Origin of the sequence: Pseudomonas fluorescens (assembly GCF_030344995.1) — a bacterium.
GTDB lineage: Bacteria > Pseudomonadota > Gammaproteobacteria > Pseudomonadales > Pseudomonadaceae > Aquipseudomonas > Aquipseudomonas fluorescens_BF.
Window position 1 is genome coordinate 3,159,056 of record NZ_CP128260.1, and the last position, 25,223, is coordinate 3,184,278.

Here is a 25,223-nt window from a genome sequence, read left to right on the forward strand (position 1 = left end):
AGAAGGGCTTGAACCTCTTCACTATAGAAGCGCTGGGGCATTCGGCAACCGGGGCGCCATTCGTCCAATGCCGGGCACTAACCACCACTCACTCGTTTCACACGTTCAGGTACGAATATCCCGCAGCAGAACGGAGAACCCCCATGGACATTGATGAAAATGCACCCGGCAACCGGTCACAACAGGCCGTGACGCGCACAACCGACAACGAAACTGGTCATGATCCGCGCAAGGATGAGTCGCCAGTCCCATTGCCGCCGGACGATGAAGCACCACTTGAAGAAGACATGAGCGATGTGGCCGCCACCGATTCGGTGACGGTTGAACATCCGCAGGATGGCAGCAACCTCGCAGATAATGGCGCGGGCCCGCAGAGCCCCGACAAGGATGATGAAGACAGAGAAGCGCGCGGCCTGCCGGCGAGCGATCCGGAGTCGGGCGCCTGACTGCGCGACGGCCCATTTGAGAGCGTTCAGCGCAGTCGGTCGTGTCAGAGCACCGGTTGCGTGGCTTCTTCTGCCGCGATAGCCGCCCGTACGCTGGGGCGCTCAGCGATGCGCGTCATGTAGTTCGCCAGCGCTGGCCAGTCGTCGATGGCGATACTGAACGTCGGCAACCACTTCAACACCGTGAACAGATAGGCATCCGCTACGCCGAACGCCTGCATCAGAAAGGGTTGGGTGGCGAGGATGCGGTTCAGGTAATCCAGTCGCTTGAACAGTTTGTGCTTGAAGATCGTTTTGGTGGTTTCCGGGATTTCGTTGCTGAACAACGGCGCGCTGCCGCCATGAATTTCCGAGCTGATGAAGTTCAGCATTTCCTGCAAGCGCGAACGTTCCCAGGTGCCATTGGCCGGGGCCATCGAATGACCGGGTACGAGGTCGGCGAGGTACTGCAGAATCGCCGGGCCTTCGGTCAGCACTTCACCGTTGTCCAGCATCAGCGCAGCCACGTAGCCCTTTGGATTGATCTGACGAAAGTCCCGGCCGTCGGCGGTTTGCTTGGTCTGGTTGTTGACGCGGATCAGCTCGAATGGCAGCGCCAGCTCGCGCAGCACAATGTGAGGCGACAGCGAACAGGTCATGGGGGCGAAGTACAGTTTCATGGGATCTCCTTGCAGGTAGAGCCTCAGAATCCGCTATCGCCACGGCGCTTCGCAAAGGACAAATGTAGTGTTAGCGTATGACAAAATCTCATGGACTGAAGAGGTCGTATGCTTCCCCGACTGCCATCGCTCAATGGATTGCGAGCCTTCGAATGTGCCGCCCGGCATATGAGCTTTACTCGCGCCGCCGAAGAACTGAACGTCACGCAAACCGCGATCAGCCATCAGATCCGTCGCCTCGAAGATGAGCTGGGCGTGCGTCTTTTCATGCGCTTGAAGGACGGCCTGGCGTTGACCGACGAGGGCAATGCGTACTTGCCCGGCATCCGTTCGGCGTTCCTGGAGTTGCGTTACTCGACTGAAAAGCTGCTGGAGTCGAGCAACAACAGCGTCCTGACCATCAGCACTCTTGTGTCGGTGACGTCCAAATGGCTGTTGCCGCGCCTGCCGTCGTTTCGCGAGGCGCATCCGCAGATTGATGTGCGGATCAGCGCCTCCACCGAGCTGGTGGATTTTCGCAAGGGCGGCATCGATGCGGCGATCCGCTACGGCGACGGGAATTGGCCGGGGTTGCGCGCCGACTGGTTGATGTCCGACGAAATCTTTCCGGTGTGCAGCCCGCGATTACTGACCAGCGACAAGCCTTTGAAGACGCCAGCGGATCTGACCCATCACCCGTTGCTGCATGTCAGCGGCCTGACCGCCAATGACTGGAACGACTGGCTGCATGCGGCAGGCCAGCCACCGCTCAAGGCCAAAGGCTCGCGTCTGACATTCGATCTGGCGATGATGGCGGTGCAGAGCGCGATAGACGGGCAGGGCGTGTGCATCGGTCGCTCGACCTATGTCGATGACGACTTGCGGGCGGGCAGGCTGGTAGCGCCGTTTGATTTGCGCTTGAAATCCGATTCCGGCTTCTACCTCGTCACGCCCCACGATCAGGCCGAATCGAAAAAGATCGTGGCATTCAGAGGCTGGCTTTCGCAGGTGCTGGCCCAACCCTTTGTATGACCATGTATCCATCCCGCCGCCATACACAATCAGGTAACAAACCCCGAGCTCAGGACACATCCCGCGTACATGCCTCGCCCAAAGTAGCCGCCAACACATCACTACTTCCAAGAGGGCAACACCATGCGCCGCACACTTCTGATGACCGCTGCCGCCGTACTCGTTTCGCTGACCGGCCTCGCCCACGCGGCTGACACCCCATCCGCCGCCCCGGCGAAAAGCTGGCAACAGGGCCTGAGCCGTACCGATCTGGTTCGTCAGGATCTGGGCGCTGCGGATCGCGAAGTGATCCAGGCCCGCGTCGATTTCGAACCGGGTGTTACTTCGCCCATGCATGCGCATCCGGGTGTGGAAGTGGCTTATGTGGTCAGCGGCACTTTCGAATACCAACTTGAAGGCCAGGCGCCGGTGACGCTCAAGGCAGGGGATTCGCTGTTCATCCCGGCGGGCGTGGCGCATATCGCGAAGAACGTCGGTAACGAGAAGGGCTCGGAACTGGCGACTTATATCGTCAAGAAGGGCGAGCCGCTGCTGATTCTCAAGCAATAACGCCCCGCCAGAACGAAGAAGGCCTGCCGATGTGGCAGGCCTTTTTGCGTCTGACGTCCCAAGCCGGGCAGTCTGGAATGGAACTGCTCCCTTAACACCTTCGTTTGATTGCCGCGTGTCGGTTTTACTGCAAAGATTTTCGTTGGTTTTTCCCCCTGCATTACTCTCAGTTACGGTTAGCAAGGGTGCCGAACGGCATACAGGTAACGGTGCCCCATGATCCAGCGATTACCAACGGCTGCGACGGCGATGAATGAAGGCATGCAGATTCTGTGGGACGACGGAGAACGCATTCTCCACCGGGGCAGACGTGCCTCTGGCAGCCGCGAGGTTGATGTCCTGATTGCCTCGCTCGCAGCGGAGCAACCATCGGGCGCCAGCGTCGAGCGTCTTGCCCATGAATTTTCCCTGAGAGACCAATTGGAGGGCGACTGGGCGGTATGCCCTCTGGAGCTGTCGCAGGACGATGGCCGCGTGCAACTGGTGACGGAAGACCCAGGTGGTGTGCCGCTGGCCCGTTTGCTCACGGCTCCCCTGGACGTTGCGACGTTTCTGCCGCTGGCCATCAGCGTCGCGGTGGCGCTGGGCAAGTTGCATCGGCGCGGCCTGATTCACAAAGACATCAAGCCCGCTCACCTTCTGGTGAATTGCCCCGACGGCCACGCCCGACTCACCGGTTTTGGCCTTGCATCGCGCCTGCCTCGCGAACGCCACGCCGCTGAACCACCCGAGACGTTGTCCGGGACCCTGGCCTATATGGCTCCGGAACAGACGGGCCGGATGAACCGCTCGGTGGATTCGCGCAGCGACCTCTATGCGTTCGGCGTCACGCTCTATCAAATGCTCACCGGGTCGTTGCCGTTCAGCGCTGCCGATCCGATGGAATGGCTGCATTGCCATATCGCCCGCACGCCGATGCCGCCAAGTGCGCGGGTGGCGACCGTTCCCGAGATGCTGTCGCGGATCGTCATGAAGTTGTTGGCCAAGACTGCCGAGGAGCGCTATCAGTCTGCGCTTGGCGTCGAGCAGGATCTGCGCCGTTGTCTGGCAGGCTGGCATCAGCAGCACGTGGATGAGTTTGCGCTGGACGAGCAGGGGACATGCGACCGTTTGCTGATTCCCGAAAAACTCTACGGCCGAGAAACTGAAGTCCAGACGTTGATCGCCGCGTTCGAAAGGATCGCCGTAAGCCGCCGACCGGAGCTGGTGCTGGTTTCCGGCTATTCGGGCATCGGTAAATCCTCGGTGGTCCACGAGCTGCATCAAACCCTGGTGCCGGTGCGCGGATTCTTCGCCAGCGGCAAATTCGACCAGTACAAACGCGACGTACCTTATTCAACCCTGGCCCAGGCGTTTCAGGGACTGGTGCGCACGCTTCTGGGCCAGAGCGATTCGCAGATGGCCGGCTGGCGCAATGCGCTGCTGCAAGCGCTGTGCGCCGAGGGGCGGTTGGTGACGGACCTGATCCCGGAACTGAAACTGATCATTGGCGACACGTCGCCGGTGGCAGACCTGGAGCCGCCACAGGCGCAACGCCGGTTCTTGCGGGTATTGCGACGGTTTATCGGCGTATTCGCCCGCGCCGAACATCCACTGGTGCTGTTTCTCGACGACTTGCAGTGGCTGGACGTGGCGACGCTCAATTGGCTGGAGGAACTGCTGACCCGATCCGACTTGCAGCACTTGATGCTGATCGGCGCCTACCGCAGCAACGAGGTGGATGCTTCGCACCCGTTGACCACCCGGTTGAGCGCCATCAAAGCAGCGGGCGGCCGGGTGCAGGAGATCACCTTGTTGCCGCTGGCCGGATCGCATATCGCGCAATTGGTCGCCGAGTCGTCGCGTTCCGAGCAGTCGTACATCGCGCCGCTCGCGCAGCTGATTCTGGACAAGACCGCGGGCAATCCCTTCTTCGTCATTCAGTTTCTGCAAACCCTCGTCGAACAGGATCTGCTGACCTTCGACCATGACCGCCGGCAATGGGTCTGGGACGCACAACGTATCCACACCAGGGGCTACACCGACAATGTGGTCGACCTGATGCTCGACAAGCTGGCACGGTTGCCCGCTGAAACGCAGCAGGCGTTGCAGCAGCTGGCGTGCCTGGGCAACGACGCCGATGTCGCCTCCCTGTCTACCGTTCTGGACTTGCCTGTCGCGCAGGTTCACGGGGTGTTGTGGCCGGCGGTTCGTCACGAGTTGATCACGCGTCAGGACAGCGCCTATGGGTTCGTTCACGATCGGGTCCAGGAAGCGGCGTATCTGCTGATTGATGAGGCTTGCCGTGCGCAGCATCACCTGCGGATCGGGCGTTTGCTGGTGGAGAAGACGCCGGCAGACAAGCATGCAGAAAAGATTTTCGAGATGGTCGGCCAGCTCAATCGAGGTGCCGCGCTGATGGACCGACAACAGGAGCGCGAACACCTCGCGCAGTTGAACCTGCTGGCGGGTGAACGGGCCAGGGCATCGACGGCCTATGCTTCGGCGCTGACGTACTTCGCCCAGGGCGCAGCGCTGCTGGGCGAGGGCGGCTGGGAGCATCAGCGTGAGTTGATGTTTGCGCTGGAGTCCGGTCGGGCCTTGTGCGAATTTCTCACCCAGCAGCTGGGGAGCGCCGAAGCCCGACTGCGGCAATTGTCACGCCGTATGCAGACGCTGATCGAACGCACCCGGGTCGCCTGCCTGCAAGCGGATCTCTACCTGGTTCTGAATCAGAGCGACAACGCGGTGACAGTCTGTCTGGCTTTCCTGCGTCATCTGGGGATCGAGTGGTCACCTCATCCCGATGACGACGAGGTGCGTGACGAATACCGGCAGATCGGGCAACGGCTCGGTGAGCGTCCCATCGAAGCATTGATCGACCTGCCGCCCATGGTTGATGAAACCGCGTTTGCCACGCTTGAAGTACTGACCAAACTGATCGTTGCGGCGGTCCACATGGACGGCAATCTTCCGGGCCTGGCCATGTGTCGGGCGATCAATCTGAGCATCGAATACGGCAACAGCGATGCCTCGTGCGTCGCCTTTGCCAACGTGTCGCGGATCGTCGGGCGGCGGTTCGCGGACTATCGGGCCGGTCTGGCATTCGCCGAGCTGGGCTGTCGACTGGTCGACCAACGCGATCTGGAACGCTACAAGGCCCGCACGCAACTGGCGTTCTGGCTGTTTGCCAAGCGCTGGGCTCAACCGATACGCACGTGCCTTGAGCCTTTGACCCGGATATTCGAAGTGGCAAACCGCACCGGTGATCTGCCGATTGCCGCGTTCACCGGCAACAGCCGGGTGTCCAACCTGTTAGCCACTGGCGAGCCTTTGGCCGGGTTGCAGGAGGAGGCCGAGCGCGGGCTGGCGTACGCCCGAAAAATCGGCTTCGGCGTGGTCATCGATTTCATCGAAACGCAGTTGGCGTTTATCCGGATGCTCCGGGGCCAGACGCCAACTTTCGGCAGTATCGGCCCGGGAGCGTTTTCCGAGCGCCACCCCGAGGATCACCAGACCTCGCTGGTTGCCATATGCTGGCACTGGATTCGTACCTTGCAGGCCTGCTATTTCGCCGGCCAGTACGAGGCAGCGGCAGAGGCCGGTGTGGCCGCTCGACAATTGCTTCGATCATCGCACTCGTTCCTTGAGGAGGCCGAATATTGCTTCTACCAGGCCTTGACCCTCGCTGCCCTGTGCCGCGCCAGGCCTGCCGGTGAACGGCAAGGACAACTCGACGTCATTACTGCGCACCATCGGCAATTGCAGGTCTGGGCCGAACTCTGCCCGGACAATTTCGCCAGCCACGCCGCGTTGCTGGCGGGAGAAATTGCCCGACTTGAAGGACGACTGGTGGAGGCCGAGCATGGCTACGAGCAGGCAATCGAACTGGCTCAGCGCAGCGGCTTCCTGCAGATCGAAGCTCTGGCCAACGAGCTCGCCGCGCGTTTCTATGAAAACCGTGGGCTGTACAAGATTGCCCGGGTCTATCTGCAAGATGCCCGCTATGGCTACCAGCGCTGGGGCGCTGAGGGAAAGGTTCGACAGCTGGAGGCCGAGCACCCGTTTCTGCGGGTCGAAAAACCGCTGCCCGGTCCCACCAGTACTATCGCCACACCGGTCGAGCATCTGGATCTGGTTACCGTGTTGAAGGTGTCGCAAGCGGCCTCCAGTGAAATCGTCCTCGAAAAGCTGATCGACATGATCATGCGCACTGCGATTGAACAGGCCGGTGCGCAGCGTGGCGTACTGATCCTGACGGAGCAGGGCGAGCAGCGGATCGTCGCCGAGGCAACCACCCGCGATGACACCACGCAGCTGGATCTGCGCGATGCGCCGGTGGCTGCGAAGCTATTGCCGGAGTCGGTCCTGAACCACGTACTGCGCACCCAGGAAAATCTGGTACTGGATGACGCCTTGACCGAACCAGTGTTCGCGGCTGATCCGTATGTTCGTCAGCATCGAGCGCGCTCGGTACTGTGCCTGCCGTTGCTCAATCAGGCGAAACTGATCGGCGCGCTGTACCTGGAAAACAACCTGAGTTCGCGCGTATTCAGCCCCTCACGAATTGCTGCGCTCAGGCTGGTTGCATCACAGGCGGCGATCTCGCTGGTGAATGCGCGTCTGTACCGCGATGTCGCCGAGCGCGAGATCAAAAGCCGCGAGAGCGAGCAGCGTTATCGCGAGATACAGGCGGAGCTGGCCCATGCCTGCCGTGTCGCGACAATGGGGCAACTCGCGGCCTCGATTGCTCACGAGGTCAGCCAGCCGCTGGCCTCGACCCTGGCCAGCGCCCAGGCCGCCTTGCGCTGGTCGGGTGCTTCGCCACCGAATCTTGAAGAGATTCGTCTTTGCCTGGAACGCATCGTCAAGGATGCCCATCGGGGCAGTGAAGTGCTGGACCGTATTCGCGGGCTGATTCGCAAGGCCCCTCAGCCGAAGGAGCCGGTCAACCTCAACGAGGTGATTGGCGAAGTCATCGAGATCACCCAGAGCCAGGCGCAAAAGGGTGGGGTTTCGGTCGAGGCGCAGATGGCGGTCGGTTTGCCACGGGTCGATGGCGACCGGGTCGAGCTGCAGCAAGTGGTGCTCAACCTCGTGATGAACGCACTGGAAGCCATGAGTGGCGCAGGTGTCGTCAAAGGAGAACTGCGCATCTGCACGCAGACCAATGAAGCGGGGCAGGTGTGGGTGTGCGTCAGCGATTCGGGGCCGGGGTTCGGCGCGCATTCGATCGGGCAGTTGTTCACGCCGTTCTACACCACCAAACCCACGGGGCTGGGCATGGGGCTGTCGATCTGCCGTTCGATCATCGAGACCCATGGCGGTCAATTGTGGATCGAGGCCAATCAGCCGTGCGGTGCGGTCGTCCAGTTTGTCTTGCCGGCCGATGCCGTTCTGCTTCCGTAATCACAAAAAAAGGCGCCCGCCAAAAAAACGTGGCGGGCGCCTGGGAGTGCGCAGTAACAAGGAGTGGTGAAGCGTCGCGGGATCAGGCCACCGGAATCAATGGGTCGGCAGCAGCCAGTGCAGTTGCACGATCGGCGGCCGGCGGGTAGATCCACACGGTGTTGATCTGGGTTTTGAGGTCTTTGGCTTCTTGCCCGACCAGTTTCAATTGACGGTCCCAGCCCTCGGTGAACACCGCGCCCCAGGCGCCGAGGTCAAGGCAGGTCACGTACTTGGGCTGGCTGTAGGTCATCGGTGCGACACCGATCAGGTCAGCCGCCACGTTGTTGCCGGCATAACGGCCCAGGCAAATTGCATGTTGGCAGGACATCGCGGCGTAGTTTCCGAGGTCATCCGTGGCGGCATAAGCAACGTCGCCGGCAGCGAAGACATCCACGTGCCCCAGCACTTTCAGGTTGCCGTCGACATGCAGACGACCCTGCGGATCACGGCTGCCCGGCACCTGTTCGGTGAGTGGGCTGGCGCGGAAACCAACGGTCCAGACGACGGTATTGGACTCGATACGTTGGCCGTCGGCCAGGGTCACGCCGCCGGCATCGACCGAGGCGACCGAGGCGTCGACTACCCATTCAATCCCCAGCTCTCGGGACGCTTCGACAATGGAGGGACGAATGCCGTCACCCATCGTCGCAGCGATTTGCGGCGCACGATCCACCACGATGACTCTGATCTGCGCATCGTCACCCAGGGCGGCACGCAGGCGGGCTGGCATTTCGGTGGCGGTTTCGATCCCGGTAAAACCACCACCGGCGACCACCACGGTATTTCGCGCAGCGCTCGACGGCAGGTTCTTCAAGGACTTGATATGGGCTTCGAGGCGAGCGGCTTCTTCGATCTGATCGACGTCGAAGGCGTGCTCGATCATGCCCTTGAGCGGTGGACGGATCACGCGACTGCCGGCGGCCAACACCAGCCGGTCATAGCTCAGCGTGCCTTGCGCGCCGAAGTCATCGCTGTAGGTCACTCGCTTGCCTTCGGTGTCGATATTGTCTGCGATGCCTTTGACGAATTTCACGCCGACCGCATCGAACAGTTCACCCAGCGGCGCCTTCATGTTGTGGACATCCGGCTCGTAGAAGCGCGGGCGGATGCGCAGTTCTGCCTGGGGCGCGAGGACGGTGATTTGCACGTCGTTACGATCATGCTGGTCCAGCAGACGTGCGGCGCTCAAGGCGCTCCAGACTCCACCAAACCCTGCGCCTATCACTAAAATGTGCTGTTTCATCGGATGACTCCTGAGGAAATTCTGGTCGTTGAACGGCTTGTCTGTTCACGCGTGACCGTCTCCCGGTCTGCACGAAGCTGGTTGTTGTGAGCAACCGCAGAACCGGTTCGATTCGCTGGAGAAAATGCTATCGGGGAAGGTGCGGCGGCACACTTCTACATAGGGTCAGTGCCGACATGCTTAGGTGTGGGGTGGGGTATACACAGGTATAGGAAGAGGGCATTCAAACGGTGCGATTGAACGCGCTTTCGATGCAGGTGATGAGTTCGCCGCAAGGAAAAGGTTTGGGGAAGTAGGCAAGCGGCTCGGGAAATGCTGCGTCGACCCGGGGCGGTGGTCCTTGATAGCCAGTGATGAAAATGATCGGGATGCGCAGGCCTCTGGCGCACAGCGCGTCGTACATCTGGATGCCGGACAGGCCGGGCATCTGGATGTCCGAGATGATGCAGCCGGGGCGGGGCGGCGCAGTTATGGCCAGAAATGCCTCCGCGTTCGGGTACAGCTGCACGATGTAGCCGTGTGAGCGCAACAGGCTGTCCAGCGCCATGCGCACGGATTCATCATCATCGACAACCGAAACAACAGCGGTGTGGGACATTGCTTTACCAGGGCTGATCTCGGGCAGCCCATCAAGGACGCCCGCCATTCCCGCACCATACGCCGCTCGATCCGGCGGCGGACTTATACGTGTGTATAGCGACAGTATTTGAACGTCTGCGAGCCAGGTGCCATCGCAGCGTGTGGCGTCAGCGCGAGAACCGGCTGCGGTATTCCCGGGGCGAGACCGAGAGATGGCGGTAGAAGGTATCGCGCATCCGCTCTTCGTCGCCGAATCCGCACAGCAGAGCGATCTGGTCGATGTTGCGCTGGGAGTCTTCGAGCATCCGTCGCGCGGCTTCCAGGCGAAACAGCTCGAGCGCCTTCGCCGGTGTGCGACCGATCTTGCGTTTGTAGACACGGGCGAAATTGCGCGGGCTCATCTGCGCCTGCCGGGCCAGCGACTCGACGTTCAGGCGCGTGTCGCCGAGGTTTTCGCTGATCCACAGGTGTAACTCGTCGAAGCAGCCTCTGTCGTCGATCTGCGCTTGCAGCAACTGGCTGAACTGCGCCTGACCGCCGGGACGCTTGAGAAAAACCACCAGCTCCCTTGCCACCTGCAATGCCACTGCGCGGCCGCAATCGGCCTCGACCAGCGCCAGTGCCATGTCGATCCCGGTGGTGACCCCGGCGGAAGTCCAGACCTTGCCTTGCTGAATGTAGATCGCATCAAGGTCGACATCGACACTCGGAAAACCACCCTTGAGCATGTCGCACATTCCCCAGTGGGTAGTCGCACGCAATCCTTCCAGCAGCCCGGCCTGGGCCAGCAGAAAAGTGCCGCTGCACACCGAGGCGGTGCGTCCGGCCTTTACCGACGCCGCACGCAGCCAGTCCACCAACGCAACGTTGTCGAGCATGGCCTGCCGAATGTTCGGCGCACCGGGCACGATCAGGGTATCGATCGTCGTCTCGTCAAAAGAGTGCAGGGGCAGGGTGTCGACCGACAGCCCTTCGGCGGTAGCGATCAATCCGCCGTCGAGGCTTGCGGTGTGTATCGCGTAGCCAGGCAGGCCCCGTTCAGCCCTGGCTTTGGAGGCTGCCCAGAACACGGTCTGTGCGCCGGTCAGGTCCAGCAAGCCCATTTGCGGATAGGCCAGGAATACCAGCGTGCGCGGCTGCGCAAGCAAACAGGTGAGTGGGTCGGGGTGGTGAAAAATTGAGTTCATGACGGCTTTGAGGGCTTGGTGACCGCCAGTTTTCGACGATCCGGTGTGCCGTAGTGTCCGCGTTTACGGGCAGGAGCGCGAATATACATTGGTATGGGGCACAGTCTCTTCAGCGCCGGCCGTACTCGCTCGATCCGGCTCAACCCCTATACCCGCGTATGGTGTTGGTCGTCGAGGTCGCGATGCACACTCGGTTTCAAGGAGCGCTATTTCGCTCTTGCGGCATTCCTCCGGGAAATCCTGACTCAGCCAAAAGGAAAGCGACCATGTCTACCTATCTGAACCATTCCCATCAAACCGGCACAGCCACCAGCCTGCCATTCACCTCCAGTTTCGGCCAGGCGCAGGAACTGGTGCCTTCGCGCTACGCACTTCAGGTCGGCGACATCGACGTGGTGGTGATCAGTGATGGCGTGCTGCCGCTGCCGACCTCGACGATGTCGACCAATGCCGACCCGCAGGCCCGCGCCGCCTGGTTCAAGGACATGTTCCTGGGGCCGGACGCGTTCGACTGGGCGCTCAACGTGCTGGTGGTGCGCAGCGGCGAGCAGATCATTCTGGTCGACGCGGGACTGGGCGGGCAGTTTCCCGGTTTCCCCAGGGCCGGCCAGCTGCCGAAGCGGCTGGAGGCGGCCGGCATCGATCTGGCAGCCGTGACCGACATCGTGATCACACATATGCACATGGATCATGTCGGCGGTCTGCTGGTCGACGAAGTGAAGAGTCGTCTGCGTCCTGATGTGCGTATCCACGTTTCGGCGAAAGAGGTCGACTTCTGGGAAACGCCGGACTTCACCCAGACCGTCATGCCGGCGCCCGTGCCCGACGTTTTGCGTGCGACGGCCAATCAATTCATCAACGATTACCGCCACCAGGTGCGCACTTTTGAGGATGAGTACGAGGTGGCGCCGGGCGTGGTGGTGAAGCTGACCGGTGGGCATACGCCGGGGCACAGCATTGTCTACGTCAACTCCGGCGGTGAACGCCTGACGTTTGCCGGTGATGCCTTGTTTCCGGTGGCCTTCGAACATCCGGAATGGCACAACGGCTTCGAGCATGACCCTGAAGAATCGGTGCGTGTGCGCGTGCGTCTGATGCGAGAGGCGGCGGCGAGCGGTGAGTGGTTTGTCGCCACCCATCTGCCGTTCCCTTCGGTGGGCCGAGTGGCGGTCGATGGTGACGCGTTCCGCTGGATTGCAGCGTTCTGGGATTACTGATCGGCTGTTGGCGGCCCGGCTGCATTTGGCCGGGCTACCTGAAAAACAGGCCCCGCAGGTGATGAGCTTGCGGGGCCTTTTTTGTTTTGAGGTTTAGCGCTCGGGCTGAGGCGGCTCTGTATCAAGTTGTTCGAGAGGGCCGCTCAACGTCGGCGCATCAGCGCCTGCTCGATGCAGGCCAGAAGTGCCTCGGTATGGAACGGTTTGGAGAAGTAGCCTTCCGGCGTCTTCACACGGGTGCTGAACTCAGGGGGCAGGCCCGGCTTGCCGGTGATGAAGATCGTCGGGATGTGGATCTTCCTGGCCGCCAGCGCCTCGTACATTTCGACCCCGCACATGCCGGGCATCTGAATGTCCGAGATCAGGCACCCGGTCTGCTCTGGCGCGCTCGATTCAAGAAATTCAAAAGCGCTGGCGAACGTCTTGACTGTATAACCGCAAGACCGCAACAAGCTGTCCAGTGAAACCAGAACAAGTTCGTCATCATCGACAACTGAAATAATAGCTGAGTTGAACATGGGGGAAACCTTGCGTCTTTTGCGGGTGGCTGTAGCGCCCGCCTTACTTGCAAGATACGCTTTCAAAAATTGTGGAATAGTATACGTGGGTATGTTTGGTTGGATTTTTTGTTAGTTGCGACAGTTAATCAACGTTCAGGAAACAAGTGGTTGTTGATTAATGAAAGAAAGTAACCGTTACGCCGAATGCAGGCTTCAAAAAGTTGTTGGCTGGCGTAGTCATTGTTGGCAATTACACTGGCGCGACAGTCGCGGAACAGGGCGTCTGCGGCCCGTAGCGTTCGGAGGGCGCGTTCGATGCCTTCCAGGCAGTCGGCGAAACACAATGGTTCTGCAGCGTCATTGAGACGGTAGAGCGCGTCACGCTGGGCATGGCCGCCCAGATCTGTGATGCCGGTGACGAGAAAGTCGGCGTATCGGGTATTGGCGTTCAGCAATCTGCGCAACAGTGTCTGCACCGGTAGAAAGCTGACAGTGCGCAATGTCTGCTGGCTGTGTTTGAGTCGCGCCAGAATGCTCAGCGTAGCGCTCAGGGTCTGCGTCAATGCGTCGATGATCTCCACGCGTTCAGCGGTTGATAACGAGGTGTGCGTGCCATAGCGGCTGACGCAGGGCGAGTGACTGACAAGATACAGTTTGTGCGGTGCGTTCATGACCACCGTCTCCGGCTAGCGCTCGGGCGCGATTGAGTGTTGTGATTGCAGCTGCGGACTCCACTGTTCCTGGTTATCCGGGCGTCGGTAGTAAACAACCATGCGCCGGGCGACCTGCATGGCCACATCGCGACCGTTGTCGGCCTCGACCAGCGCCAGCGCCAGATCGATCCCCGCACTGACGCCGGCGGAGGTCCACACCGAGGCCTGGCGGACGAAAATCGCTTCGCGATCCAGTTCGACCTTGGGAAACAACCGCTCGAACGTGTCAGCCATCAACCAGTGTGTTGCCACGCGCAAGCCATCGAGCAAGCCGGCCTGAGCGAGGAAAAAAGCGCCGCTGCACACCGACGTTGTACGGCTGGCCGTGGCTGACGTGACGCGTAGCCAGTCCACCAGCGGCGCGTTATCGAGCAGGGCCTGGCGAATGGACGCCGAGCCCGGAACGATCAGCGTATTGATCGGCTCGTCGCTTAGCTCATCCAGCCGCCGGGTTTGCACCACCAGGCCTTCGCCGGTCCGCACCGGCCCGCCATGCAGGCTTGCGGTGTGCAAGGCGTAACCGGGCAAACCGAGTTGCGCCAGTCGGCAGGTTGCCGCCCAAAAGACGGTCTGGGCACCGGTCAGATCCAGCAGGCCCATTTGCGGATACGCCACGAAAACGACGGTTCGCTCTCGTACCGGATTTTCGGGTTCAGCGCCGGGGTTTGTGCTTTGAGTAGACAATGCTGATCTCCATATCGCCGGTCGGCGACATCAGGGGTGGATGACGGTCATTGATCGTGTTCGGGCGCCGCCAACGGAATTGCAAATACGAACTGCGTGCCGACGCCCTCGGTGCTGTTGACCCAGATGCGCCCGCCGTGAAATTCAATGATCGACCGGCAAATCGAGAGGCCCATTCCCAGGCCGGTCGGCTTGGTCGTGAAGAACGGGTCGAACAGCGAAGGCAGGATGTCTTCGGCAATGCCAACGCCGGAATCGGCGATTTCAAGCACAGCCTCGTTGTGCAGGATCGAGGTGCTGATCCGCAGTGTCCGGGCCCGGTCATGCACGCTGGCCATGGCCTGACAGGCGTTGATGATCAGATTGATGATGACTTGTTGCAGCTGCACCCGATCGCCTTTGATCAGTGCGCCGCGAGTGCCCAGTTGTGCGTGCGGGCGAACCTCGTGAAAGCAGATGTCGTGTTGCATCAGCGTCAGCGAGTCACTGACGATGTCGTCAAACACTTCGACATTGCGCTGCACCTCGCTGTGGCGCGACAAGGCCCGGATACAGGCAACGACATCGGAGACCCTGACCGAGTTTTGAATGATCCGGTCCAGTGAACGGCGCGCTTCTTCAAGGTTGGGCTCGGGCCGGTTGATCCAGCGTTTGCAGGATTCGCCGCTGGTGATGACCGCTGCCAGCGGCTGATTGATTTCGTGGGCGATTGAGGCCGCCAGTTCGCCCATGGAGGTCAGGCGCGTGACGTGGGCGAGGGTGGCTTGCGAGTGAAACAGCGCCTCTTCGGACTGTTTGCTGGCGGTGACGTCCATCAGCGCCCCGGCGTATTCCGTGCGCCCGCGATGCCTGGACAAGGTGCTGGCGATCATCTGCACATGTTTGATCCGGCCATCCGGCATGACCAGCCGATGCTCTGCTTCGATCAGCTCCTGGCGGCGCGCAAACTGGTCCAGCATCTGATCGATTACCGGCAGATCATCGGGATGGGTACGTGACTTGACCATGGCGAGTGTCGGTGTGACGGTCGGTGGATACTCGAAAATGCGCGAGGATTCTTCCGACCAGGACAAGGACACGCTGACTTTCTTGTCGATGATGAAGCCGATACTGCCAGTGTGACTGAGCTTCTGTGCGCTCAGAAAGAACGCCTCCTTGCGGCGCAGCGTTTCAGTGGCGCGTTTACTGCGCAGTGCCAACAGGGAAATGGTCGTCAGCGCGATGACACACCTGACGAATCCGGCGATGCCCCGGTGATCACGATAACCTTCGTCGACCAGGAAGTCGGCGGTCAGCAGCGTGAGGCAACCCAGCGCGACGGCCAGGAACACCGGAACCGGGAAGATGTTCGCGGACATGAACACCAGCGTGATATAGAACAACGTCGGCGCAACGTCCAGATCAAGGTAAGCGTTGGTGATATAGATCATGCTGCCGACCGCAATGGCGGCAAGCCAGGCGAAGGCGTCTGAGCAAAGAAGTTGTGCGCGACGTTTGATGATAGACATTTATTCTTCCAGATTTTTGCTATCGGACGGCAGGTCGTGTTCTTTCGACGAAGCAGGCAAACGCTATGAAAGGCGTATTAATGAAGAGATTGAAAAGTCTGAAGTTGTTTTTCAGGCATGACGGTTGTTGGCGACTGTCTGTCATTCACCAATCGTTGTATTGAGTAATATTGATTTGAATAAAGATGTTATTCGAAGACTTGTTCTCTGGCACCGCTGCATTGGGTCAATCGAAGTATGACTATGTATGAAAGGGATATACCTAAGTGTTAGTTGTGCCGAGTCTGTCGATGTTTTGCCTGACGGCGCAAGCATGCGCCATCCCGGCAATCCTGAGCCGTACCGTATCGGTTCATTCGGTCACCGATTGACAGGCTGCGCCGCGATGACTTCCGCCATGCGCACCAGATCGGCAAATGAGCGCGCGCCCATTTTGCGCATTGCCTGGCCCCGGTGGATCTTCACGGTGATTTCACTGAGGCCGATTTCCCCGGCGATCTGCTTGTTCATCAAACCTGATGCCGCCAGTGCCATGACCGTCTGCTCACGGGGAGTGAGCGTCCCATGGCGCGCGCGCAGTTCATCGGCATGTCGCCCGGACTCGCGACGCTGCTTGTCCCGCGAGTGCGCAGCACACACTGCATCGATCAGGTCTTGCTCGCGAAACGGTTTGGTCAGGAAGTCCACCGCGCCGGCTTTCATGGCGCGCACGGTCATGGCGATATCGCCGTGCCCGGTGATGAACACGATCGGCACGTTGATGCCGGCAGCGGCCAGTTCATTCTGGAAATCCAGCCCGCTGCTGCCTTGCAGGCGCACGTCGAGCACCAGGCAACTGACGGTATCGGGACGTTGATGCTTCATGAACTCGGCGACCGAACCGAACAGTTCGACTCGCAGGCCAATGGAACGCAACAGGCTGCCGAGGGATTCGCGCAGCGCTGCATCGTCGTCGACGATGAATACCACCGGCTCGCTGGGGTTATTGCTGATGGGATTGTTGTTCATTGCTTTTTTCCCAAGAGGTTGTGACGTTGTGGGTCTCGTCGTGGTATCGGCGAGGACCCATCAAGAATATGCCAATCCCTCGGCCAGGGTGCCTGTGTTTGCGCGTTCGGGTTTATGCCCGACCAAAGGCACGCTCACGCTGCAGGTTTGGGCGGGGAGCAGATAAACGGTTCAGCATCGTAGTGGGGCAGCACTCCGTCAGCTAGGACAAAAAACCCGAAAAAACGGCCATTGCATCGGCCCATTCGCAGCCCGATGCAGCTATCAGGTTCAAACGGTTCATACGCAAGTATCAAAACACTCACCTAACGCATGATCTCACTGTCCCCAAGTACCACAGACGCCCGGCAGGCGCGGCCTTAACCTTTACCAGCTCTCCGTCGATCTCAATGGCCGCGTGCCGGGTGGTGAACTTCATGAACAGAAATGATCTCCGTCGTGTCGACATCCATCTGCTGGTGGTCTTCGAGACGCTGATGCATGAGCGCAATGTCAGCCGGGTAGGCGAGAAACTGTTTCTCGGCCAACCGACCATCAGTGCGGCACTGGGGCGTTTGCGGGTGCTTTTCGACGATCCGTTGTTCGTTCGCGCGGGGAGGGTGATGGAGCCCACTGCACGGGCCGAGGAAATTTTCGCCAACCTGACGCCGGCGCTGGATGGTGTGGTCGCGGCGTTGAGCCGTTGCCAGCCCTTCGACCCGGGCACTAGCGAGGCGACCTTTCAGGTCGGCCTGTCCGACGATGTCGAATACGCGCTTCTTCCTCGGCTGTTACGCCAGCTTCGTATCGAGGCGCCGAACATTGCCTTGGTGGTGCTGCGCGTCGATCAGCAGCAGATGTCGCAGCGGTTGTTCAATGGCGAGATATCTCTGGGGATCAGCCCTACGCTCGATCTGCCGGCCAACGCGCGACGCAAGAGTCTGCGATTGATCCGGCCGATGCTTTTGCGCTCGGACATTCGGCCGGGCCTCATGGCGCTCGATGAATTCTGCGAGCGACCACATGCCATCGTGTCATCCATGGGCAAGGCCAAAGACGACACCGATCACGCGTTGAACCTGCTGGGGCGGCGGCGCAAAGTGGTGCTGGCGGTACCGCAGTTCAGTGCCTTGCCAAGATTGTTGGCGCAGAGCGACATGCTGGTCATCGTGCCGGATTATGTAGCGAGGGCCATGGCCTCAGTGCAGGGTATCAGGGCCGAACCGGCTCCTCTGTTCCTGCCGTCGCGGGAGCTTTCCATGGTCTGGCGCGCCGCTGCGCACAACGATTGCGCTCAACGTTGGCTGCGTTCACGTTGCCAGGCGTTTTTCGGCACGCCGATCGAGTTGCAAGTAGTGCCCAAGCTACGCCCTGCGTTGCCCGTCGATCAAACGTTGATGATGGCCCGGTAGATAACTGCAATGGCTGTGTCATTCGCCCGATAAAAAAGCTCCGACTTGATCGGAGCTTTTCTTTTTACGGGGTTTTACGCGACTTGACGTGAGGGCGCGGCCCCGGAACATCACGCATTGATGAACGCCAGAAGGTCCGCGTTGATGATGTCGCCGTTCGTGGTGCACATGCCATGGGGCAGGCCGGGGTAGGTTTTCAGCGTGCCGTGCCTGAGCAGTTTGATGGACAAATGAGCTGAGTCTGCGATCGGCACGATCTGGTCATCTTCGCCGTGCAATACCAGGGTCGGCACCTCGATGTTTTTCAGGTCATCCGTGAAGTCGGTTTCGGAGAACGCACTGATGCAGTCGTACTGGGCCTTGATCCCGCCGTTCATGCCCTGACGCCACCAGTTTTCGACGATCGCTTCAGACACTTTCGCGCCAGGTCGATTGAAGCCGTAAAACGGGCCGCTCGGGAAGTCTCGATAAAACTGGCTGCGGTTCTGCGCGAGTGCTTTGCGTAATCCGTCAAACACGTCCATCGCAAGGCCGCCGGGATTTTTTGCGGTGCGCAGCATGATGGGCGGCACGGCGCCGATCAGCACGGCTTTGGCCACTCGGCCGCGTCCATGACGCGCCACGTAGCGTGCCACTTCACCGCCGCCGGTGGAGTGGCCGATGTGCACGGCGTTGCGGATGTTCAGGTGCGCCATCAACTCGGCAACGTCGGCGGCGTAGGTGTCCATTTCGTTGCCATTGGCAGTCTGGGAAGAGCGACCATGGCCACGTCGGTCATGGGCAATGACGCGGAAGCCCTTGCTGAGGAAAAACAACATTTGCGCATCCCAGTCATCACTGGAAAGGGGCCAGCCGTGGTGGAAAACAATCGGCTGCCCTTGGCCCCAGTCCTTGTAGAAAATCTGCGTGCCATCCCTGACGGTGAGCATTCCCGAGCTACTGCCGTTGCCGGCGCTTTTGCTGCCCCCTGACGCGGATGCTGGTGTCTGCTGTGTTGCCAGCGCCGGCAATGCCACTGCCAGGGTCGCGGCCATGGCCCCCGTCGTGATCAAGCCACGACGTGTGGTTCCGTTTTTCTCGTCAGTCATTTTGAACACCCATTGAGTTATTGAAGTCGCACAGGCGGCGCAAGGCTGCAGCCCTGGCCGAAGGCAATCTTTGGGCAAAGGAGAACCGCTGAAAACCAGACATGGGTTTTCAAAATTAACGCTTTGGTATGTGAGGGGTGACGGGAGGAGTGTTGCGGAGTTGGCGCGTCCCTGCGCCCGAACAACTTAGAAGGTGTACTTGGCCGTCAACATCATGTTGCGCGGGGTGCCGTAGCTGTCGCCGCCGTAGCTGACGGAGTTGGCGATGGTGGAGTAGTACTTGCGGTCGAAGATGTTGTTGGCGTTGAGTTGCAGATCGAGGTTCTCATTGACCCGGTAGCCAGCCATCAGATCGGTGACGGCGTACGCGCCTTGTTTGAGGCGGTAGTTGCCGCCATCGAGCAGTTCGATGTCGTTGTACATGCGGCTCTGCCAGGAGATGTTGCCGCCCACACGCAGTTTTTCCAGCGGGCCCTGGAAGTTGTAGCGGGTGGTGAGTTTGAACAGGTGTTCCGGCGTGTCGGTGTCGAACTGCTTGTTCACGTTCTGCGGGTTCGCCTCGTCCTTGATGGTGTGCGTGCGGGCGTAGGTATAGCCGCCGCCGACCTGCCAGTTGTCGGTGAGCGCGCCTTGCAGTTCGAAGTCGATGCCCTGGCTGCGAATTTCGCCGGAGGCCTCATAGCAGGACGACTGCGGGCAGTTCGGCACGAACACCTGCACTGCGCGGTTTTCCTGATCGACGCGGAACACGGCGAGGCTGGCATTCAGCGCGCCGCCCAGGTATTCGCCCTTGATGCCGACCTCGTAGTTCTTGCCCACGATCGGTTTGACCGGGCTGCCGGAGGTGTCCTTGTTGCTCTGCGGCGTGAAGATGTCGCTGTAGCTGGCGTACACCGAATGATGGTCGTCCAGTTCGTAGATCAGGCCGGCATAACGGGTGACGTTGCGGGTGACCTTGTAGTCGCCGTCGCCATCGCGGTTGTCGTAGTCGTACCAGTCCAGACGTCCGCCGAGGATCAGCTTCAACGGGTCGGCCAGGCTCAGGCGGGTGGTCAGGTAGACGCCGTCCTGAGTGGTGACTTCGCGCGTGTTGTTGGTGTGGACGAAGTCCGGTTTGCCGGCATTGATCGGCCAGTTGGTGTCGTAGGGCGAATAGTTGTGGGTGGTCAGGTCGTAGATGCGTTTGCTGGCGCCGACTACCAGTTCATGGCTGCGTCCGAAGGCTTCGAACGGGCCGCTGAAAAATGCGTCGAGACCGGCCTGGTTTTCATCGGCCTTGGACTGGTAAACCGTGCGGGCGAGGGTGTTGTTAACCCAGCGCGACTGATACGAACCGGAGAACAGCGCGTTCTGTTCGGAGTAGTTGGCGTTGACCTGCAGCTTCCAGTCGTTGGCCAGTTGCTGACGGATCTCGGCGAAGACGGTGTTGATCTCCTGATCCTTGTTTTCCCAATAGGTGCCGGGATTGTAGGAGCGCGGCAGGTCGAGGTGATGACCGTCGAGGCCGATCATCGACGAGCCCCAGAAGTAATTGGTTTTGTCTTTCTGGTTGGAGAAACCGACGGTCAGCGTGGTGTCATCGCTCAGGTCGGCTTCGGTGACGGCGTAGAACAGATCGTGCCGCTCGCCGACGTCATCGATGAAGCTGTTGGAATCGCGATAGGACGTGACCACCCGACCGCGCAAGGTGCCGCTGTCGTTGAGCGGGCTGGAAGCATCGAGCTCGCCGCGATAGTTGTCCCAGGTCCCGGCCGCGCCGGTGAGGGTGACACGCTGCTCGGCCAATGGCCGTTTGCGGACCAGATTGATCGCTGCCGAAGGGTTGCCTGCACCCGTCACCAGACCGGTCGCGCCCCGAACGACCTCGACCCGGTCAAACATCGCCAGATTCGGCTGGGATCCGACGTTCACGCCGTTGTAGCCGCTCGGAATGCCGTCGTACATCAGGTTATCGATGTCGAAGCCACGGGCTTTGTAGGACTGTCGACCGGGGCCGTTGGAGTAGTCGAGGAACAGACCCGGCGTGGCGTTGACCACGTCATTGATGCTGGTCATCGCCTGATCGTCCATGCGCTGGCGGGTGATGACGGTGATGGCTTGCGGTGTTTCGCGCAGAGTCAACGGCAGTTTGGTGGCAGTGGCCATGGTGCCGGTGGTGTAGGAATCGGAGCCTTCGGTGGTGCTGCCCAGTTGGGTGGAGGTGATGGCGGTCGCGCCGAGTTCGAGAGTAGCTGGTGGGGAATACTCTTGCGTTTCGCGGGTTTCATCGGCCAGCGCCGGAGTCATGACGGCCATGCAGATGGCCATGGACAGAAGGTTGCGTGACGGGTTGAAACGATGCTGCGAAGTGGGGCGCGACATGAAGGTTTCCTGATTTTAAATAGCAAACAAAGAGCAGTTGAGAATCATTGCTAATAATTGTGTCAGGATTTTTTACAGCGACAAAGCGATTCGTGAAAAAAATGTGAAATCGCGTTCGCGAAAAAAACAAAACGCCCGAGGCGGTGCCTCGGGCGTTTGAGGATGAAACTGGCGTAAACCTGTTTCAGATCAGGCGCAGGGTGACATCGATATTGCCGTGAGTCGCCTTGGAGTAGGGGCAGGTCTGGTGCGCGGCTTCCATCAGCGCCTGGGCGACCGAAGGCTCCAGCCCCGGCAGGCTGACATTCAAACGGGCCTGAAGGAAAAACGCATCGCCGGTCTTGCCCAGATCGATTTCGGTTTCAACCGCCACATCAACCGGCAGTTTGAGCTTCAGCGACGCAGCTGCTTTGCCCATGGCGCCGATGAAGCAGGCTGACCAACCTGCCGCCAGCAGTTGTTCCGGGTTGGTGCCGCTGCCGTTGGAGCCGGGTGGCGACAGTTTGATGTCCAGATTGCCGTCCGAACTGCGCGAGGTGCCATCGCGCCCGCCGGTGGTGCGGGTCTTGCCGGTGTACAGCACGGTGTCGATTTGATTGATCATGAATTGCTCTGCCTGAGTGAGTGAGGGAGTCGGAAAGTCAGGTTCCGATGGCCCACACTTTTGCATCGGCATGTACCCGGGATGTGTCGTGCCAGGGGGAGTTATGTATCGTTGTGTAGCCCCAGGCCCGGTAGCCTGGAAAATGGTTTTGCTGGAATAGTTGCGGGCGGTGTATTGAGGCGTTTCGCAGATCCCGACACCGGGCACCCGCAACCTTCAACGTTGGCCCCGGATAGGAGGACAACCATCGCTCGGTTACCTTTGACCCTAGGTCAGTTCTCAATACTATCCAACAGGGTAAAGGCTATGTTTCTTGTCCGGGTCAGTGAGCCTGGTGACGTAGCTTTCAGGATGGATCTTGAACAAGGCGCGGTACATCGTTCGTGCGATGCCTGACGAAATTCCCCGCCTTTTTCTTGTTAAGGAGAACACAGATGGCAATTGATCAACGACTCGAAACCTCAGATAAAACTGCGCTCGTCGAAGCGGAGGTGTATCGATGGTACAACCTCTTTTTCCCGTGGTCGCGCGGCGTGGCTACCCAATCGGAGGGCGCCATAAAACCTTTGTACGACGCGTTGGCGTACGATTTCCGGGTGGTGCTCACGGACGGTCAGATCATGGACCGCGAGAACTACTGGGAACGCCTTTGGGGCCTGCACGGCAAACGTGCCGGAAGCCCCGAGTCGCACATCATCAATCTCTCGATCACGCCGCTTCCCGGTGACTTCTTCCTGACGGTTTTCGACCTGGTCAAGAACGGGATCACCAAGAAGAAAGTCGACTCGGCGCTGATGCGCCTCGACCCGGATTCGCCGTCGGGAATATCGTGGATTTACGTCCATGAAAGCGAGCACGAGACGTCGTTCGCGTAAGGTGCTTGATTATCCGGTCGCGGTTTTCAGCGCCGCGACCGGTGCTATCAGCCGGACAGGGGTTTCCGAGACCGGTCAGTTCACCATGACGGTTGGGTCGCGACCGAGACGGTGAAGGTCACGACAAACAACACGACGAGTACCCACAACGTCACCACGATTGTCAGCATGAGACCCTTTAGGCCTTTATAAAGCCAGCGCAACCAATGCTGCTTCTTGAAGTGGCTCTATGGGGATGCAGATTTTTCCGAACTCCAGAAACGACAAAGCCCTGAATAATCAGGGCTTTGTCGTATCAAATATGGCGGAGGCGATGGGATTCGAACTCATGGACCTGTTACAGTCGACGGTTTTCAAGACCGTTGCCTTAAACCACTCGGCCACACCTCCGTTTGCGTTGCGGGCGCCATAATACCTGAATGAAACACACTGTCAAACTCTGTGCATGGCTTGTTACAGAGCGTCTGTTATGATCTTTGCGACTGAACGTTTCAAACCAACAGGAGTGTCGCCATGCGCGAACAGGATTACGCAGTTCACAACAGCGTGCAGGCTGAGCAGCTAGAGGTTAGCCGCGTCCTGCGCAACACTTACGGTCTACTGGCGCTCACCCTCGCATTCAGCGGTGTGATGGCGTTCGTGGCTCAGCAGATGCGGGTCGGCTACCCGAATATTTTCGTGGTGCTGATCGGTTTCTACGGGCTGTTCTTCCTCACCAACAAGCTTCGTGATTCCGCCTGGGGCCTGGTGTCGGCGTTTGCCCTGACCGGTTTCATGGGTTTCCTGCTTGGTCCAATCCTCAACCGCTACCTGGGCATGCAGGGTGGCGCTGAAGTCGTCAGCTCCGCGTTCGCGATGACCGCACTGGTGTTCGGTGGTCTGTCGGCCTACGTGCTGATCACCCGCAAGGACATGAGCTTCCTCGGTGGTTTCATCACCGCCGGTTTCTTCGTCCTGCTGGGCGCGACGCTGGCAAGCATGTTCTTCCAGATCAGCGGTCTGCAACTGGCGATCAGCGCAGGTTTCGTACTGTTCTCGTCGGTCTGCATCCTGTTCCAGACCAGCGCCATCATCCATGGCGGCGAGCGCAACTACATCATGGCGACCATCAGCCTGTATGTATCGATCTACAACCTGTTCGTCAGCCTGTTGCAGATCTTCGGCATCATGAGCCGCGACGACTGATCGCTGCACCGCTATAAACAAAAAACCCGCGAAAGCGGGTTTTTTGTTGCCTGCGAAAAAGAGTGCAGGCGATCAATTGATCACGATGCTGCCATCGGCCTGTTGCTTATAGATCGTGTAGGGCAACAGCAAGGTATCGAGCACTCCCGACACGGCCGCATCGACCAGCAGGCCCGGCGTCGCGTTCTTGTAGTTGAACGCATCGACGTCTTCCGGCTTTTCGGCGTGCAGCATGCAGAAGTCGTACGTCACGCCACTGTAGATGCGCGGTACAGCGCCGCAGTAGGACTTATTAGCCTTCAACTGGTCGGTGGAATGCTTGTCACTGAATGCTACGGTCTGCACCGTCCCGCACCCAGCCAGCATCAATGTCGCCAGCATCATTGCCTGAATTTTCATGCCGCCAATCCTTCGCCGGAAAAACCTCAATCTACGCCGATCACGCCATCGGCGGCAATCGCCGTTTCACCGGGGTCTTCTTGACGATCGCAGTATTGGTTTCCGCCAGCGTATTCAGCCGATCAAGCAGAGTGTCCAGCTGTTCCATCGAACGTACATGCAGACGGGCAATGAAGCAGTCCTCGCCGGTCACCTTGTCGCACTCGGTGAACTCGGGAATAGACATAATCTGCCGTTCGACTTCCTGCAATTGCCCCGGCAACGGCCGCACGCGGACGATGGCCTGCAACTGGTAGCCGAAGCATTTCGGGTCGATCTCCACGGTGTAGCCTTTGAGCACGCCGCGCTCTTCCAGGCGGCGCAAGCGCTCGGCCACGCTCGGCGAGGACAATCCGCTGATCTGCGCCAGCGCCTTGAGCGAACGCCGCGAATCCTCCATCAATGCCCCGATCAGGATCTGGTCGATATCGTCGGTCATACAAAGCTCCTGCATTAGGCGAATGTCGCAAACCACCCTTGATAAAAAAGGCAGAAATCGAGTTTAGCCTGCTTTTTGCGCTAGAGAAGCCGCGGTCTCGCTTGGCAT

21 protein-coding genes, 1 tRNA gene and 1 pseudogene are annotated in these 25,223 nt (G+C 59.7%); 8 read left to right on the forward strand and 15 right to left on the reverse strand.

All coding sequences use genetic code 11. From position 1 onward, the window contains the following. Window positions 1-143 precede the first annotated feature (143 nt). A pseudogene (locus QR290_RS28670) lies at window positions 144-335 on the forward strand (hypothetical protein); the annotation flags it as partial. Window positions 336-490: 155 nt separating this feature from the next. Here QR290_RS28670 and gstA read toward each other — a convergent pair. After that, window positions 491-1,105 carry a glutathione transferase GstA gene (gene gstA, locus QR290_RS14210; RefSeq protein WP_115077665.1) on the reverse strand — a complete coding sequence of 205 codons (615 nt, stop codon included), beginning with the start codon at window positions 1,103-1,105 and terminating at the stop codon, window positions 491-493. Between the two features lie 108 nt (window positions 1,106-1,213). Between gstA and QR290_RS14215 the strand changes: the two genes are divergently transcribed. From QR290_RS14215 to QR290_RS14225, 3 genes are all read left to right on the forward strand, one after another. Next, window positions 1,214-2,116, forward strand: coding sequence for a transcriptional regulator GcvA (locus tag QR290_RS14215; protein WP_289205259.1), 903 nt, complete (start codon window positions 1,214-1,216; stop codon window positions 2,114-2,116). A gap of 123 nt (window positions 2,117-2,239) precedes the next feature. Next, entirely contained in the window at window positions 2,240-2,665 is a 426-nt protein-coding gene (locus tag QR290_RS14220; RefSeq protein WP_289205260.1) for a cupin domain-containing protein, read from the forward strand. A gap of 261 nt (window positions 2,666-2,926) precedes the next feature. Further along, on the forward strand, window positions 2,927-8,053 hold the full coding sequence (locus QR290_RS14225; protein ID WP_289205295.1) for a trifunctional serine/threonine-protein kinase/ATP-binding protein/sensor histidine kinase: 5,127 nt from the start codon (window positions 2,927-2,929) through the stop codon (window positions 8,051-8,053). An 82-nt stretch (window positions 8,054-8,135) separates the two neighbouring features. Here QR290_RS14225 and QR290_RS14230 read toward each other — a convergent pair whose 3' ends face one another. The 3 genes from QR290_RS14230 to QR290_RS14240 all read right to left on the reverse strand — a co-directional run bounded on the left by QR290_RS14230 (window position 8,136) and on the right by QR290_RS14240 (window position 11,104). After that, window positions 8,136-9,338, reverse strand: coding sequence for an NAD(P)/FAD-dependent oxidoreductase (locus tag QR290_RS14230; RefSeq protein WP_289205261.1), 1,203 nt, complete (start codon window positions 9,336-9,338; stop codon window positions 8,136-8,138). Between the two features lie 223 nt (window positions 9,339-9,561). Then, window positions 9,562-9,984, reverse strand: a complete 423-nt coding sequence (locus QR290_RS14235; protein WP_289205262.1) for a response regulator transcription factor — start codon at window positions 9,982-9,984, stop codon at window positions 9,562-9,564. 100 nt (window positions 9,985-10,084) lie between these two features. Next, a complete protein-coding gene (locus QR290_RS14240) occupies window positions 10,085-11,104 on the reverse strand; it encodes a GlxA family transcriptional regulator (protein WP_115077670.1) in 1,020 nt (339 codons plus the stop codon). A 266-nt stretch (window positions 11,105-11,370) separates the two neighbouring features. Between QR290_RS14240 and QR290_RS14245 the strand changes: the two genes are divergently transcribed. Next, entirely contained in the window at window positions 11,371-12,321 is a 951-nt protein-coding gene (locus QR290_RS14245; RefSeq protein ID WP_289202852.1) for an MBL fold metallo-hydrolase, read from the forward strand. 143 nt (window positions 12,322-12,464) lie between these two features. On the opposite strand, the gene QR290_RS14250 is transcribed toward QR290_RS14245, so the two are convergent. The 5 genes from QR290_RS14250 to QR290_RS14270 form a co-directional block, all read right to left on the reverse strand. Then, window positions 12,465-12,839, reverse strand: coding sequence for a response regulator (locus tag QR290_RS14250; protein WP_115077672.1), 375 nt, complete (start codon window positions 12,837-12,839; stop codon window positions 12,465-12,467). Window positions 12,840-12,967: 128 nt separating this feature from the next. Then, the gene (locus tag QR290_RS14255) at window positions 12,968-13,492 is read right to left on the reverse strand and encodes a hypothetical protein (RefSeq protein WP_289202853.1); all 525 of its coding nucleotides are present in this window, start codon (window positions 13,490-13,492) and stop codon (window positions 12,968-12,970) included. Window positions 13,493-13,507: 15 nt separating this feature from the next. Continuing rightward, a complete protein-coding gene (locus QR290_RS14260) occupies window positions 13,508-14,149 on the reverse strand; it encodes an AraC family transcriptional regulator (protein WP_353739123.1) in 642 nt (213 codons plus the stop codon). Window positions 14,150-14,265: 116 nt separating this feature from the next. After that, window positions 14,266-15,726, reverse strand: a complete 1,461-nt coding sequence (locus QR290_RS14265; protein ID WP_289202854.1) for a PAS domain-containing sensor histidine kinase — start codon at window positions 15,724-15,726, stop codon at window positions 14,266-14,268. 360 nt (window positions 15,727-16,086) lie between these two features. Beyond that, window positions 16,087-16,734, reverse strand: a complete 648-nt coding sequence (locus tag QR290_RS14270; RefSeq protein ID WP_115077676.1) for a response regulator transcription factor — start codon at window positions 16,732-16,734, stop codon at window positions 16,087-16,089. Window positions 16,735-17,150: 416 nt separating this feature from the next. On the opposite strand from QR290_RS14270, the gene QR290_RS14275 reads away from it, so the two are divergent. Beyond that, on the forward strand, window positions 17,151-18,125 hold the full coding sequence (locus QR290_RS14275) for a LysR family transcriptional regulator (protein WP_289202855.1): 975 nt from the start codon (window positions 17,151-17,153) through the stop codon (window positions 18,123-18,125). A 110-nt stretch (window positions 18,126-18,235) separates the two neighbouring features. Here the strand turns inward: QR290_RS14275 and QR290_RS14280 are convergent, their stop codons facing one another. From QR290_RS14280 to QR290_RS14290, 3 genes are all read right to left on the reverse strand, one after another. Then, a complete protein-coding gene (locus tag QR290_RS14280; RefSeq protein WP_205350882.1) occupies window positions 18,236-19,054 on the reverse strand; it encodes an alpha/beta fold hydrolase in 819 nt (272 codons plus the stop codon). A gap of 345 nt (window positions 19,055-19,399) precedes the next feature. Further along, the gene (locus tag QR290_RS14285) at window positions 19,400-21,574 is read right to left on the reverse strand and encodes a TonB-dependent siderophore receptor (protein WP_289202856.1); all 2,175 of its coding nucleotides are present in this window, start codon (window positions 21,572-21,574) and stop codon (window positions 19,400-19,402) included. A 184-nt stretch (window positions 21,575-21,758) separates the two neighbouring features. After that, window positions 21,759-22,178, reverse strand: coding sequence for an organic hydroperoxide resistance protein (locus QR290_RS14290; RefSeq protein WP_289202857.1), 420 nt, complete (start codon window positions 22,176-22,178; stop codon window positions 21,759-21,761). Between the two features lie 434 nt (window positions 22,179-22,612). Here QR290_RS14290 and QR290_RS14295 point away from each other — a divergent pair, with 434 nt between their 5' ends. After that, window positions 22,613-23,053 (forward strand): hypothetical protein, encoded by a 441-nt coding sequence (locus QR290_RS14295; protein WP_289202858.1) that lies wholly within the window; start codon window positions 22,613-22,615, stop codon window positions 23,051-23,053. Window positions 23,054-23,355: 302 nt separating this feature from the next. Here QR290_RS14295 and QR290_RS14300 read toward each other — a convergent pair. Beyond that, a tRNA-Ser gene (locus QR290_RS14300) sits at window positions 23,356-23,443 on the reverse strand. 123 nt (window positions 23,444-23,566) lie between these two features. Between QR290_RS14300 and QR290_RS14305 the strand changes: the two genes are divergently transcribed. Further along, the gene (locus tag QR290_RS14305; protein ID WP_007955123.1) at window positions 23,567-24,238 is read left to right on the forward strand and encodes a Bax inhibitor-1/YccA family protein; all 672 of its coding nucleotides are present in this window, start codon (window positions 23,567-23,569) and stop codon (window positions 24,236-24,238) included. Between the two features lie 72 nt (window positions 24,239-24,310). Here the strand turns inward: QR290_RS14305 and QR290_RS14310 are convergent, their stop codons facing one another. Both QR290_RS14310 and QR290_RS14315 read right to left on the reverse strand, forming a co-directional pair. Continuing rightward, the gene (locus QR290_RS14310) at window positions 24,311-24,637 is read right to left on the reverse strand and encodes a YceK/YidQ family lipoprotein (protein ID WP_115077763.1); all 327 of its coding nucleotides are present in this window, start codon (window positions 24,635-24,637) and stop codon (window positions 24,311-24,313) included. 40 nt (window positions 24,638-24,677) lie between these two features. Then, complete coding sequence (locus QR290_RS14315) at window positions 24,678-25,115, reverse strand: Lrp/AsnC family transcriptional regulator (RefSeq protein ID WP_007955121.1); 438 nt, start codon at window positions 25,113-25,115, stop codon at window positions 24,678-24,680. Between the last annotated feature and the right edge of the window lie 108 nt (window positions 25,116-25,223).